We start from the raw sequence: 14081 nt of genomic DNA, 5'->3' as shown, positions 1-14081 counted from the left end.
GGCTTACGTACTTACATCCCAACCTCACCCCGTCCGGTGACGAAAGCGTCGTCCGACGCATAAAGACCGTCGATAAAGGCATCGGCGAGGTCATGGTCCGCCGCGCTGAAGACGATATGACCAATCCGATGGTTCAAGATGCGGATGTTGTCGTGGTCGAGCGTCGCATCGTGCGTTTCGGTCCTGGTCAAGCGGAGGCAATAGTCGACGCCGGGCCATGCGCGCGGAAGGCGCGTGATGCGATCGAGCTCGCCTGCATGAAGAAACTGGATGCCGGTCACGGCGCGCACTGGCTTCACTGCCGGAAGCTGGCGGCCCAGCAGGACATCGTAGTAGGCGCCAAAGACATTGTACCCGAATGCGTTCTCGATCAGCATGGGAATGTAGTCGCCGCCGAACCGCGTGTGGATTTCGATGAGCTCGATGTTGCGCCCGCTGATCTTCACCTCTGCATGGATCGGTGTCGTATCGAGGTCGAGCGCGGCTGCAACGGCCGCGACGAAGCCGCCGCAATCGACATCGTCGCGCGGGCGAGCCGGTACTGTGTGTCCGACCTCAGCGAAGTTCGGGAATCCATTCGTGCGCTTCTGTACGACGGCAAAGACATGAAACTTGCCGGCGGCATAGATCCCATCGATGCTGAACTCTTCGCCTTCGAGGAAGCCCTCGATGACGAACTGTCGTCGGCGCTCTTCTTCGGCCGCCGGATCGACAAATCGGGCCTTGAACGCGGCGACCTCGGCGCGACATCGGACTGCGTGGACACCGATGCTGCCCGTCATCGACACGGGCTTGATGACAAATGGCGCCTCGAACCGTTCGGTGACCTTGTCCAATTCGATCAGCGTCGTCACCTGGAAGTCCACTTGCGTCAATTCGCATGCCTTGAGGCGGCTGCGGGTCTCATGTTTGTTCCGGGTTCGCCTGACCGCAGTCACGGACGGTCCATCGATATCTAGGCGCTCGCGGACTTGCGCCGCGAGCTCAAGATTGAACTCGCTAAAGGAAACGACGAATCGAGGATTGAGCCCGCCTATCGCCTCGACGACCCCTTTTGCATCCAGTTGGTCGAGGCCGATCCTGCTTGCGTCGGGGAGCAACTCTCGGCACCCTTCGAGCTGGGACGGCCTATCGACCAGAATGACGTCCATGCCGCGTAAGCGAGCCTGAATGATCGACTGAGCGAGCGTGTAGTCGGTTCGGGGCGTGCCGATGATCACCAAACATGTCATGGGACTACTCCACATCCACTCTCACGCGACGCCGGATGTCCTGTGCGGCGGTCTCGAGCGTCTCGCGGCGACTTCCCACCAGCATGAAGCTTGCGATGTGGTAGTCCGAACCCAACGGCAGCGGAACGAGGCGGTCACCGGGCTGCTTCAGGAGCTTGAACATCGAGAGACCCGGCACGGAGTTCCTGACCGCTCGCTCGCCCGAGATGGATTTGATGCGTCCTTCGATGCCGCAATTCACCGCGCCATACAGGCACGAAACGCCGGCCGGCAGACTTTCGATGTCAGGAAACTCGCCCGTCATCAGAAGCCGCGCCAACGCGGAGACGGGGTGAACTCCGGTGAGATGATTTATCGCCAGCGGTGTGAGGAAGCCGCCCGGCCGGAGCGCCGCCTCGATAATTACCGGTCCTCCCTTCGTCAAGCGTAGCTCCACATGCGCAGCTCCGATGGTTGCGCCGAGTGCCCTGACGGCGCCCACCGCGGCCTGAACACACTCCTCCATCTCGGAGGCGCGGATACGTGGCGGGTAGACGCTCTGGACCTCCTCAAAGGTTGGACCGTGCATCGGATACTTCTCGAATATGCCAAGCAGACGGTGCGCATCGGGCGCGATCAGGAGATCGATGTTCAGCTCGATCCCATCGGCGTATTCCTGAACCAGCACCGGCTGCTGCGCGGCCCGTTGGGCGTAGAGCCCGAAGAGCCGGTTGTCACGGTTCGGGCTGTACAGGCGCTTCAACATGGCCAGGGCCCCGTTCAGCTCCTCGCGCGTTCGAACCAGAGTGACCGACTGGCTGTTCGTAGACCAGGGGCTCTTCACGATGAATGGATACGTAAACTCACTCTCGATGCGGCTACACTCCTCTGTGGTCGCGGAAGCCACCATCGTGCGCGGGTGGGGAACGCCGTGTCGTTCGAAGCACAATGCCGCCTCGTGCTTGTCACGGGCGGCTCGGGCGGCGGCAATGGAGTTGCCCGGCAATCCAAGCGCGGCACTGAGCGCAGCTGTTGCCTCGACTCCACCTTCCCAAACAGTTGGGATCGCGCTGATGCGGCTGGTACGATTGATCTCGTGCGCCGAAGCGACGAGATGCTGCTGACTGGTGAAAACGTGCCGTGTGATGCTCGCCTGTCGATCGGTCGGCTTGCTTGTCCCGTTCGACGCACTCATCACCACCACGTTCGCGCATTCGGATAGGAGCGCGCGTAGCATGGTTTCGTCCGGCGCCGGATGAACAATGAGTGCTGTTCCGACAGTCATCGGCCTCACCAGGTCTTTTTGCTAATCCTCACCCGCAGACTTAGCCAGCTTGCTCGCGGTGTCGTCATCGACAATGCAAGCAGCCGCGAAGGTTGCTCCCTGCTTGCAATTGGTGACGCTTTGCGAGCTTGCTGGTACCTGACGCAGGAGAAGACCAGCGAACTGCCCGCCGAAGGACAGGCAGCCAATGTTGAAATGGTAGGCGATCGAGCCCTGACACGTCGGCATCAAAATCGGGGATGGGGCGGCATAGTCCTGCAGAACGTACGCCGCTTGCGCCTGGGTGGCACGGTCGAGGGCATCGTTCCAGGCCGCTTGCTCACAGTCGGCGCCGACCACAACTCCATCGCCGCCATAACCGATCGAAGGCTTCAGGACGAGCGCGCCTCGGTTCGCCGAAGCAAAGGTGAGGAGATCGGGCGCAAGGCGCCGCGTCTTGAGAAGCAGGCTCGCGTTGGCCAAGTCGGCGTTATCGCCGACCTCCGCCAACATCGCCTTGTTCCCAAATACCGTGAACGCCGGCGGCGAGATGTAGAGGGGGCCGCCTGCACGATGGCAGGCCATCGCCTGTTCGGCGAATTTCCGATAGACCGGAGTCCTGAACTGATCATAGGTGAAGCAGGCGTAGACGACGTCGACGCGACCTCGCGGCGTCTCCGCGCGCGCATCATGGAACCGCACTTCGTCGACGCAGACGATGTCGACTGTCATTCCCTCGCGGCGGAGGTAACTTGCTGCCTCGTGTGGATGAGGGATATCGATTTCGTCATCAGCGACGACCAGCGCGATTCTCAGTCTATTCCCGGCCGACCCGTCGGATCCCGCGAGCCGACGCAGAACGTGCGACCAGATCACTGCCGGTCGCGGCAGCGAAATTCCGCTCGCGGGGGAGCCGCCGATCAGGTCCCTGCAAGTCAAGTCGAAAACATCGCTGTACCGGTCCAAGACACCGATGCCGCCGATCGTGGGCCCGACATTGACCTCGACGAGTCTCGGCCCGGCTTCGCTTACGATGAAATCGGCGCGCGCGAACGAGGTGGCGATCTGGACCGACCGGGGATCGGCCATTGTCTGCAACCAGTTGCGTTCATCCTCGGTATAGCCCAGCCCGCGCATCCACTCAGCCGGATTGCTCTCGGCCTGCCGGTGAAAAATGTCCTTCAGCTGCGAGAGCACGGTCGCGGTGGCGCGCCAGATGTGCCCAGCCAGCGCGTTCGGCACCCCCAGCGGGAGCAGCGCAGGCTGGACCCTTGCATAGCCAGCGTGATGAGAGAGAAACTCGCTCGGAAAGCGCGCAAACGCGGTTCCGAAGTCGGCGCGACGACTGGCGACCGATAGTAACGGGCGGAGTATCTGTAGGGCTGGCGCGAAAACCACGGCTCATGCTCCCCGCGCGCTTGTGGCTCCAGCTCCGCATAGCCGGTCGACGACGAACGACACGTTCTCGAAGATCTCATGGTAGCGGTCCGAGGCGAACAAGCAGTGTCCCGGGCGCCAGTATTGCAGTCTGACACCTTCATAGGCCTCCAACTTTGGCCTACGCTGTCTGTTGAAATCGATCTCGACGATGGTCCCCGGATGAGGAAAATCAAACGACTTTAGCCGATAGTCCTGCCCGATGCGGCCGGTGAAGAAGCCGACACCGCAAAACTGCCTCGCGCTGACGGCGCGAGGCGCGCATCCCCGTAGCATCGCGGCAAAATAGATCTCGAATGCGCGAATGCCAAATGCGTCTTCGAGCAGCCGAACAATGTTGCCACCTCCGAAACGGCTGTGGATCTCAACCAGCTCGGGCCCCCTGTCGGTCAGCTTCAGCTCGGCATGAATGGGCGAGGTCACGATGCTGAGTACTTCCACGATCCGTTGGAGATATTCGGCGACTTTCATCGACCATTCTGTGGTATGGCGGCTCGGCATGATGTGGCCGACCTCGAAGAAATTGGGTTTGCCGGTATTGAACTTGTCGGTGATGGCGAGAAGCGTGAGCTTGCCATTGACCACCATTGCCTCAGCGCTCACTTCTTCCCCGGCGATGACCTGCTCGAGGAGCAGGCGGTCGCGGCTTCGGTCGGCGGCCTCGGCGTGGTCGTATTGGGCCTCAAGGTACTCGAGATCGGCTGTTGTGCTCAGAAGGCAGACGGCCGTACTTCCGGTCAGAGCGCGCGGCTTGGCGATCAGAGGCAATTGCAGAGTCTGGACGAGCGACCGTAGCTCTGCGAGCGACGTCTGCCAGAATTGCACGTGGGTCAGGCCGCTCTCCGAGAGCGCAATGCGCGTAAGGGCTTTGTCAGTGATGCTGCGCTCGGAGCTCGTCGAGGTTCCAACATGCCCGAGCAGCTCGCGCACTTCAGCGGCAAGCTCCAGGGTCATCTCCGTGATCGACACCACGCAATCCGCACGGCCGTCCCCAAGCGCCGCAACAATCTCTGGAGCCGTCAAATTGGCAACCGGAACCATCTCGAGATCGAGCGATGCCTCAATTCGGTCCAGCATGTCCTGCGTATCGACTAGCCGCAAACGCGCGCCGAGGCTCTTGGCATCCCGTACGGCCGGTACGAGTTCATGAACGCTCCATGGCACACCGATCACGGCAATGGTTTGCGTCACACTTGGTCCCTTCCCTGACGCAGGATGCTATCGACTGTCACCGAAAGACGGCCACGCGCCATGCTGGATTGCTACAAGGTGACGCGGTTGGAAAATCGCGAAGCAAGTTGCTGTACCCATTTGTCATTGATCGTCCTCTGTTCACGCTCGAAGAGATCGACGGTGATGTTCGGAATCCAGTCTTTGCCATCTTCAGTGATCGCAATGGTGTGATTTTGCCGGCGTGCCAATCCGCCGTCGATCAATTTCTGCAGGACGGTCATGGTGCGGCCGTCGTCTGGCACCATGCTCTCGTCGATCGAGAAGAACTTCGGGAAGAAGACGAGGCCTCTGTTGCGCTCGTCACGCAGCCGATCCGAGACCTTGAAGACCGGGAGTTTGCCGGCTTCGACTTCGGCCATATAGGCATCGTGCGCCACGTTGTTGGCGTAGCTATAGCCGTTGATATAGCCGCGTGACGACGCTCCAATGCCGAGCGTCTCGGCATCATGCCGCCCAAAGCCGCCGCCCCAGAGCAGACGATAATATTCGGACCCCTTTTGCGACCTCGAAAAAACGTGATCCGTGACGTGGTGGTAGCCTGCCACGGACATGCGCTCGCGCACCTGCCGGTTCATTGAGAATCTGGCTCCTTCAGGTGGCCGCTTGGGAAACAGACCGGTTTCCATATCCTGGAACGCCTTCTGTGGAAGGCCGTAGTAGGACATGTAGTAATAGTCGATGCTGTCGAAGTCATGCCGGGCGAGTTCCGCGATATCATCGTCCAGATCCGCCGGCGTCTGGCCCGGGAGAAAGAACATCATATCGATGTTGATCTCTCCTATGCCGGCCGCTCTCGCCACTTCGGTACAGTCGATTACATCTTCCACAGTTGCGGCGATATTCAACGTCTCTCGCAATTTGCGATCAAAGGTCTGAACGCCGAAGCTCAGTCGCGTGGTGCCCTGCTCCGCAAGATAGGACAGAAGTTCTGGATCGGAGAGGCTGTGGGGCTCCCCCTCGAACGTCCACTCGGCATCTTGGTCAATGTCAAAATGGCTGCGCAGGGCATCGTAGAGGCGGCGCACCAATGCGGTGCTGAGCATCGAGGGCGAGCCTCCGCCGAAATACACCGCTTTGAAGCGCATGTCGTCGACATAGGGAAGCCGAGCAAGCATCTCTATCTCGCGCTCGAGCGCGCGGACATAGCGCTCGAAGATCGTCTCGTCTCGCTTGACGCGGACATGGAAGGGACAAAAGATGCAGCGCTTCTCGCAATATGGGATGTGAAGGTAGATGAGATTGTCGGTTGGCTTGCGCTTTCTTTGTCCCAGTCCGCGTACGAAGTCGGAAAATGGCGACAGCTCGGGGTCGGAGCAGTGCTGCAGCGGATAGAAGTGATGGGTTACCGGAAAGAGCTGATCGTACGTCATCGCTTTTCGATCTCCGCATTTGAAGGTCTTGGGCTTTCCGGCTCACATCGCCGATAGCAGAGTAGGCTCGCGGACGTTTAGCGCGGCGAGAAAACCCTCGAGGCGTTGGCGATTGGCGGTAATGCCGCTGAACCTGTTCAGCAGGCTTTCCTCCAGATGCACCTCCCGCGAATGTCCCCTGTTCCACGCTCGGACCACGGGATGGATATGAACGCTCTTGTCGGGGTCGCCCGGACTCCTCGGGATCTCCATGACATTCGGAAAAGTGTGGATGTCCCCATATTCCAGCGTGGCGAGGAGCAGGGTGGCGTCCGAGGGTGGCGCCGTATCGAACCAGCGCCGTGTCTGATATCCGAGGTCCGACCATGTTCCGTCGCCCGTGCAACGATAACATCGGCCGATGTAGCCGGGCTGGAGATAGCACCCGGCATCCTCCTCGAATTCGATCATCAGGTGATCCAGCAGTCGCTCGCCGGCAATGCAGGCGGGCGCCTCGACCACTCCGAGCTTTGCGGCGACATGGTGCGCCAGCACTACTGAATTGTAGCGGAAGCCATGGATGAAGCCGCTGGAGGAAAATGAACGGTAGTCGGGCCCGTGAGTGAGCGCGCCGGCGAAATAGAGCCCTTCGACGCCACGACATCCGAACTCGTGGTCGATATCGGGAAACTTGCCGTGGAGCCGCGGCGGCGCGAACGTCTCGTCGATCACATCCAGGTTACCGGTGAAGCCCGTTGCGGCGATGATGGCATCGAAGCGCAGGCTCTCTACCTCGTTGTTGGCGTGCTTGTAGGCGACGGTAACGTTGTATGAATCGGACAACCGCTCGATCTGCTTGATCTCGCAGTCGAGAAGCGCGGTGTGGTGCTTGAGTTGATAGTTCTCAATGGCCAGGGCATTGATGCTGCGCAGGTTGCCGACATAGTGCGTCTGAAACGCCAATCGCACCGGATTGCGGCTCGCCAACATGATGACTGAAGCCTCGTTCAGGATATGGTTGGCACATTCGAACCCACTATTGCCCTTGCCGATGATCAGGACCTGCTGGTCGCGATAGCGACTGGCTGGTCCCATCTCGGCATAGGGGATCGCGTGCTCTATCCCGGGAATTGTGGCCGTGATTGGCTTGAGCCCGGTGGCAACAACGACGAGCTGCGATTTGACCGGGCCTTGCTCCGTCTCGATCAGGAACTGACCGTCGCTCTGCCGCTCAACGCTGGTGACCGTCAGATCATATTTGATCGGGAGGGCATAGCGGCTACACAGGTCCTGCAGCATTTTGCAGATGATCTCTCTGCGCGGATAGAAATCCCGGGAGTAATTCCTCGTCAGAATCTCCCGGTCTTCTGTGATCAGGCTGTTCCAGTCGAAGCGCTCGGCAAACCGGCTCTTGGGATCCCGTCCTGAGTACAGTTTGTTGTTACTGATCAGCTGACCATGCACCGGAAATCGCTTAAAGAAACCGCCGGGTGCGCTCTCCTTCTCGATGATGCAGTACTTGATCTTAGCATGGCCACGCCGGCTGATCTCTCTGAGCGTCAAGGCCAATTGTACGCCGCCTGGACCGGCGCCGATGATCACGATGTCGAACCGTTCCATTGCAATTCACCTGTCGATCAAGCGCAGTTCAATTCAACTGAAGCACCCGGCGGGCATTGGCGGATAGGATGCGGTCGAGCGATTGACTCGAAATGCCAGAACGACCGAGTGCGGCGATGTGGCCGGACAGCGAACGCACGCCGGCTGGCCAGTCGCTGCCGAACAGGATCTTGTGGGAGAAACGCTCCAGGTTCGGCTGGTAGGCGAGCAGCTTGTCCGCTGCAATGAACGCCGTATCGAGATAGCAGTTTGCATATTGTAACGCACAGATCTCGGCTTCCTTGCAGTAGGCGGGCTTGCCTTTGCCGGCATGCGCCATGACGACCTTCAGCGACGGGAAGCTTTCGAGAATCGGGCGGAATATTGCGGGATCGCCGTATTCGTCGATGCCATCATCCTGCCCGGTCGTCCCTGTGTGAAACATCAGGATGAGTCCGTCGCTGTCGAGCCGCTCGTAGAACCGCATCAGCTCGTCGGTGATCGGATGGTAGTTGTGATCGGCGGGGTAGAGCTTGTAGCCCCGAATTCCTCTGCTCAGATCAGATTCGTATTTTTCGATAATGTTGGACGTGTAGGTGGGGTTCATGCAGCCAAAGGGAATGAACATGCCCGCTTCTTCAGCCGCTGCATCGCGAAAGTCGCAAACGAACTCCGTTGTGATGTGGTAGTTGGTACCCGGCCCGTCCTCGGCAAGGATCACCGCCTTCTCGACGCCCTCCCGTCGCAGGTATCTGGCGAGCTCTTTGGGGCGCGAAATCAATTCTTCCAGATTGAAGTCTTGCTCGGCCTTCAGCTGAAGCAGCAGGCGCTGGATGTCGGCCCGCAAGCGCCGGAAATCGCCGACATGTACATGAAAATCGATAACATCCGAGCGGGAGTTCATTTTGCGACCTCACAACCTAGAGACGTTATCTATTAAGTCACACTTACTAATACACAACACCATAATGGAGCGCAACGATTAATGTGCCCGGTCTAGTTGTGCGTTCGCTGAAGCTTGAATGCTCACGATTCCGTCATTCCGCATCTGGGCTGATTGGGAGGATCACAGGCAGAATCGCGCATCTCGGCATAGTGAGAGCCAAGCCTCATTTGCAAGTTGTCTACGCAATTTGGCTTTCGCATTGCCCTGCGCGCTCTCACCCGCGAACGGTCGGGTTGTAATGGCGCAGTTTGCGTCCATTGGTTGATTTCGCGCAAAAGTCGTATTAGCATATGGCGCTCTCGTTGATAGAGAGCGTCATTTGACGCCGCTTACTGATGGAGGATCTGATGGATGCAGTGTCGAACCTGAAAGCATTGTTGGACACCCAACGCAAGGCCAATGATGCGAGGCTGAAAGCTCAAAGAGACGCATGGGATAAGGCTTTGGTGCACATATCCAGCGGCGAAGAGGCCGCAGTGCTCCTGAAGGAAATTGCTGCCAACCCATTGGCTTGGTGATGTCGATGGGGAATGGCAATTCCTGCCATTCCCCGCTTTTTGTTGGCTTTCGACAGACTGAACCGAATTTGATAACCGGCTGACGACGATGGAACCTTCTGGCTCGCGAGAGGTCGTCGTTGTCCGCGTAGCTGATGGTGCCGAAGAGCTCGCAGTCCTCCAAGCGCTTAATGTATCGCCGCGTCCGGCTTCAGGTCGGAATGTTGGTCAGGCGGGCGCCAAGGTTGTGCCGGTTGTCAATCATCTCGTCCCCGCCGTGTGCCGCATCGGTTCGGCTCACGATTACGCTCTTCGTGTCATTGACGTCAGCGAGTTCCTGGCAGGAGGGCCTGGCCGGAGTGAACAACGAGGCTGTTCCGATTCGTGCCTTCGCCACGAGCTTGCGATTCTGCCGCTCGCCGGCGTGACTGATCAGGCGATCCTGCTGACCGAGCATCTCTGCGGTGGTGCGGTTCTCTCTGATATCGCGCTATATCAGGGGCTTCCCGGCTCGTTCCGAAAAGTGCTGGTCCTGTTTAGTCCGCAGACTCCAGCTGACGATTTCTGCCGGGCGCTGGCGCTGCTGGCGCAGCACGACGTCTCATTTGGCGTGCTGTCTGCCGATGATTCGGACCGAGGACGATTGTCGCTCCTCAAGTCCCTGTTGTTCGCGACGGTCGAGATTAGAGATGTCGACCAGATCGAAGACCTTGCCTCCCAAGCCATTGTGGACCGCTCCATCACAGGTGCGACAGGCGGGCCGTCGGATCGCGACCGGCGTATCCTTCTATTGAGCGGACACGGAAATTCCGTTGATCTCGGCGGACGGGGAGTGGTTATTTGTCCCCGAACCCGGCCCGACGAAAGCAGGTCGCCGGGCAACATGACGGGTCTCTATCCCTGCTTCGCGGATGGCCTCTGTTTCAGGCAGCCCCTGTTCGGACGCTCGCCAGCGTCCGTCGAGGGACTTAGTGATCCAGCACTGTTTCGTTACCCTGTGGTTCTCCTTCTGGGCTGCGGCACGCTCCCGCTCGACGACCGGCCCTTTCACCGCAGCGGCACGATCTTGTGGCGCATGGCCGAGAGCGGGGCGTTAGCCGCAGTGGCTACGCTTGGGGCTTTCTATCATGATTTGAATGTCGAGGCTGCGCTGCTGTCGTTTCTCCTTGACGGCCACGAGTTCGGCACGGCGGTGCGTCTCTTCAACGCGTGGCATCGCGCATCCTATGGACCGACGTCCCCCGCCAAGGAAGGCTATGGACCGCTCGTTGCCGTCGGCCATCCGGGCCTGCGGCTGAAGTCAAGCCTGATACATGACCTCGGAGCGTTCCGCACAGAAGAGGACTTTCCGGTCAGTATTCCCTCCGACGCGATTCCGTTCTCCCACAAAGGACGGGCCATCCTCAAGTTCAGGAGCACGTCGGTGGAGCGGCTCCCGATGGCGTTGCATGCGCCGCGCCCTTTAAAAGGCGCCGCGATCTCCGTCGTCCTCGGCGCCGACGATGAATCGCTCATCTTCGTCGCTCTTCAAACCGACGGGATGACTGCTCTTGAGGAGCCCGTCGAGCTGTCTGTGTTGCCTCGGCAATCTTTCGAGCGCGACTTGGCTACGCTCCGCGACGCGCTCCCATATTTGGGCTTCTGGCGCCTGCTCCTCACCGCCGCCTCAGGCCCATTAGCCGCTGCTCTCGGCCCGGAGGGTGAGCGGCTGGTTGCGGATATTGGTTCGCTCGAACTGGAATCGATCCTGTTGGGATATTTGTCGGCGCGTCCGTTCGAAAAGGACGGCGCGCTTCCGACCTCATCGACCATAGCTGTGCATATGCTCGTCATGGATCGCTGGCGCAATTGGCAGCGGCTCGTGCTCGATGCCGTCTGTCTCTATGTCCAGCGAACCGGCGGATTCCTATTTCATGCGTGGCAGAAGCTCTATGCCCGCAGCTGCAGCGACGGGGGACACCAGAAGTGTCCGAGCTGCACGCGCGAAACCAGTGCACTTTCATATCACTCCCATACGGATCCGTCGGATCGGCACCAGATTCTCCATTGCACGGTATGCGGCGTGCTCGGTGAGCTGCCGCCCGCAATCGCCGTGCGCGCGTGTGATCCGATCGAGGCGTGCCATGGCACGCTGACCGCACGGTTTGAGATCAAGAGTGAGAGGTCTGCATCGGTGCACGGCTTCCTCACGCTCATTCGAGAGAGCTGGTTTCACTCCCTACACGATACGGTCGAGCCGACCGAATTGATCATCGAGGCGGGTGGAGAGCGGGCGTTCTCCATTTCTCTGCCGATTTCGGGCGGGCTTGCTCCGGGACTCTATCCGCTTGTCCTTGTCGGTGTCCTCAATGGAGGGTTGGTCCAGGTTCGCTATCATGTTTCGATCGTCAACACGATTTGACCCGGCAAGAATGAAATCAGAGCATGTCCGGACCCAAAAGCGGCTGCGTGGGTCGGAGGCCGGCTCTTAGAGCGGTGAGGGGCCATGAACAGCTATTGCAGCGTCGCGTCCGAATATCCCCTGCACGATGCATATCATTCGACTGAATATGGCTTTCCGCAGCGCGACGAGTCCGTCCTGTTCGAGCGCCTCTGTCTGGAGATCATGCAGGCCGGCCTTTCGTGGGGGCTGGTGCTACGGCGTCGGGAGACGATGCGGGGAGCGTTCGCGGCCTACAACGTCGACCGCGTGGCTGCGATGGGAGAGGCCGACGAGGCGCGACTGTTGGCGGATCCCGGCATCATCCGGAACCGGCTGAAGGTGAGGGCCGTCGTCGAGAACGCACGGCGCGTCCAGGCTATGCGCGAGAGCCACGGCGGCTTCGCACGTTGGTTGGATGCCCACCATCCGCGGGAGAAGGAGGAATGGGTGAAGCTTTTCCGCAAGACCTTCAAATTCACTGGAGGAGAGATCGTCGGAGAGTTCCTGATGAGCTTGGGTTATCTTCGCGGCGCACATTCTGAGGATTGTCCGGTCTATGCCCGGATTCTGACCAGTCGCCCTCCTTGGTACGTCTCCAAGCGCGACAAGTAGACCCAATCCCGTTACTCGAAGGCTGAGCGCAAGATGGCCCGCGCCGTCGGTGGAACACCGCCGTGCTTGAGTCGCTCGGTGCGGATCTCGTAGACGCTGCCGTACTTGCCTGGCACGGCCGGCGGAAGGAACGGAAACGGCGCGTAGATATCGAAGCTCATCTCGGAGATGGCCTCGCCGGCCCCGAAGGGATTTGTGGTGCGAAGCGTACGCTCGCGCTCGACACGGCATGCCTCGTGGTCCCTGAACGAGCGCAGCACCAGGAGCTGATTGAGCTCGCCGATCTTGCTGGCCCAGCAGCCGAGTAGCGTGCCGTTGACGTCCGATGCGCCGACGTAGTCGCCGATGCCGGCCACGGCCGTGGCCGCGGTGTCGAGTTTCACCCGGACGGTAGTCGTAGCTGTCCCTTGCGCCGTGACAAGGGCGAACGCGCACACCGACGTCGCGTTGGTCCGCGAATAGACTAAACCGCTCCCCGCGTGTTGAGATAGATCGAGTACAGCGAGGTCTGGCCGCAGATGTAGAGGCGGTTGCGGCGCGGGCCGCCGAAGCAGACGTTGGCGACGATCTCGCCCATCGGGACCGTGCCGAGATGCGTGCCATCAGGCGCATAGCAGAACACGCTGCGTCCGGCCGACGTCCAGATATTGCCGTGGATGTCGACGCGAAAGCCGTCATACAGCCCGTCCGGGCAGGTGGCGAACAGCGAGGCTTCCCCGAGCGCCTGTCCTTTAACCTGGTAAGACCAGATCGTCGGCGGCAATCCGGGTACATGCGTCGCGCCGGTGTCGGCGACGTAGAGCCTGGTTTCGTCAGGCGAGAAGGCGAGCCCGTTGGGCTGCACCCGGTCGGCTACGACGCGCGTGATGGCGCCGGTAGCGCCGTCGATCCGGTAGACGTTGGAGGCGCCGATCTCGGACGGGCTTTGCTGCCCTTCATAGTCGCTGTCGATGCCGTAAGTCGGATCGGAGAACCAGATCGAATTATCCGATTTGACCACGGCGTCATTGGGCGAATTCAGCCGACGGCCCTCGAACGCGTCCGCCAGCACGGTGATCGAGCCGTCATGCTCGGTCCGGGTGACACGCCGCATGAAATGCTCGCAGGTCACCAGCCGGCCCTGGCGATCGGTGGTGTTGCCGTTGGAATTGAAGCTCGGCGAGCGGAACACCGACACCGATCCGTCGGTCTCGTCGAAACGCATCATCCGGTTGTTCGGGATGTCGGACCAGACAAGATAGCGGCCGGCCGGGAAATAGGCGGGGCCTTCGGCCCAGCGGCAGCCGGTGAAGAGTTTTTCGAGATTGACATGGCCGATGACCAGCCGCTCGAAGCGGGGATCGTGAGCGACATAAGGGAGCATGCGTCCTCCGTGCTGGCCGCAGATTCTTGGAGCTGCCTGCGTGCGATCCTTAGTGTGATCGACGCTGCGAGATTTGCAAGCGGGCTTCAGCCGAAGTGCCTGAGACAGAAACGACAATGCCCGGGCTAGACCCGGGCATTGCGCGCCT

Annotated in this window: 12 protein-coding genes; 3 read left to right on the top strand and 9 right to left on the bottom strand. The window is 60.2% G+C overall.

Annotated features, from left to right (window positions below; all coding sequences use genetic code 11):
• Nucleotides 1-11: 11 nt before the first annotated feature.
• The 7 genes from BM374_RS27310 to BM374_RS27280 all read right to left on the bottom strand — a co-directional run bounded on the left by BM374_RS27310 (nucleotide 12) and on the right by BM374_RS27280 (nucleotide 8997).
• Entirely contained in the window at nucleotides 12-1232 is a 1221-nt protein-coding gene (locus tag BM374_RS27310; protein WP_177248557.1) for an ATP-grasp domain-containing protein, read from the bottom strand.
• 4 nt (nucleotides 1233-1236) lie between these two features.
• Complete coding sequence (locus BM374_RS27305) at nucleotides 1237-2496, bottom strand: ATP-grasp domain-containing protein (RefSeq protein ID WP_092299477.1); 1260 nt, start codon at nucleotides 2494-2496, stop codon at nucleotides 1237-1239.
• A 21-nt stretch (nucleotides 2497-2517) separates the two neighbouring features.
• Nucleotides 2518-3873: a hypothetical protein gene (locus BM374_RS27300; protein ID WP_143270251.1), complete on the bottom strand. Its 1356-nt coding sequence runs from the start codon at nucleotides 3871-3873 to the stop codon at nucleotides 2518-2520.
• A 3-nt stretch (nucleotides 3874-3876) separates the two neighbouring features.
• On the bottom strand, nucleotides 3877-4866 hold the full coding sequence (locus tag BM374_RS27295) for an ATP-grasp domain-containing protein (protein ID WP_177248556.1): 990 nt from the start codon (nucleotides 4864-4866) through the stop codon (nucleotides 3877-3879).
• Between the two features lie 308 nt (nucleotides 4867-5174).
• Nucleotides 5175-6515 (bottom strand): coproporphyrinogen-III oxidase family protein, encoded by a 1341-nt coding sequence (locus tag BM374_RS27290; RefSeq protein ID WP_092299467.1) that lies wholly within the window; start codon nucleotides 6513-6515, stop codon nucleotides 5175-5177.
• A 42-nt stretch (nucleotides 6516-6557) separates the two neighbouring features.
• Nucleotides 6558-8114 (bottom strand): NAD(P)-binding domain-containing protein, encoded by a 1557-nt coding sequence (locus BM374_RS27285; RefSeq protein ID WP_092299464.1) that lies wholly within the window; start codon nucleotides 8112-8114, stop codon nucleotides 6558-6560.
• A gap of 28 nt (nucleotides 8115-8142) precedes the next feature.
• Nucleotides 8143-8997 (bottom strand): amidohydrolase family protein, encoded by an 855-nt coding sequence (locus tag BM374_RS27280; RefSeq protein ID WP_092299460.1) that lies wholly within the window; start codon nucleotides 8995-8997, stop codon nucleotides 8143-8145.
• Nucleotides 8998-9386: 389 nt separating this feature from the next.
• Here BM374_RS27280 and BM374_RS38770 point away from each other — a divergent pair, with 389 nt between their 5' ends.
• The 3 genes from BM374_RS38770 to BM374_RS27260 all read left to right on the top strand — a co-directional run bounded on the left by BM374_RS38770 (nucleotide 9387) and on the right by BM374_RS27260 (nucleotide 12570).
• Entirely contained in the window at nucleotides 9387-9557 is a 171-nt protein-coding gene (locus BM374_RS38770) for a hypothetical protein (protein WP_177248555.1), read from the top strand.
• A gap of 88 nt (nucleotides 9558-9645) precedes the next feature.
• On the top strand, nucleotides 9646-11937 hold the full coding sequence (locus BM374_RS27265) for a hypothetical protein (protein WP_143270249.1): 2292 nt from the start codon (nucleotides 9646-9648) through the stop codon (nucleotides 11935-11937).
• A gap of 84 nt (nucleotides 11938-12021) precedes the next feature.
• Nucleotides 12022-12570 carry a DNA-3-methyladenine glycosylase I gene (locus tag BM374_RS27260; protein WP_092299448.1) on the top strand — a complete coding sequence of 183 codons (549 nt, stop codon included), beginning with the start codon at nucleotides 12022-12024 and terminating at the stop codon, nucleotides 12568-12570.
• Between the two features lie 11 nt (nucleotides 12571-12581).
• On the opposite strand, the gene BM374_RS27255 is transcribed toward BM374_RS27260, so the two are convergent.
• Nucleotides 12582-12953: an NIPSNAP family protein gene (locus BM374_RS27255; protein ID WP_244552707.1), complete on the bottom strand. Its 372-nt coding sequence runs from the start codon at nucleotides 12951-12953 to the stop codon at nucleotides 12582-12584.
• An 80-nt stretch (nucleotides 12954-13033) separates the two neighbouring features.
• Nucleotides 13034-13933 carry an SMP-30/gluconolactonase/LRE family protein gene (locus BM374_RS27250; RefSeq protein WP_092299445.1) on the bottom strand — a complete coding sequence of 300 codons (900 nt, stop codon included), beginning with the start codon at nucleotides 13931-13933 and terminating at the stop codon, nucleotides 13034-13036.
• Between the last annotated feature and the right edge of the window lie 148 nt (nucleotides 13934-14081).

This window comes from Bradyrhizobium sp. Ghvi (genome assembly GCF_900115265.1).
Lineage (GTDB): Bacteria > Pseudomonadota > Alphaproteobacteria > Rhizobiales > Xanthobacteraceae > Bradyrhizobium.
Note: the sequence above shows the minus strand (reverse complement) of the source record. Positions and strands in the feature narration are given on the sequence as shown.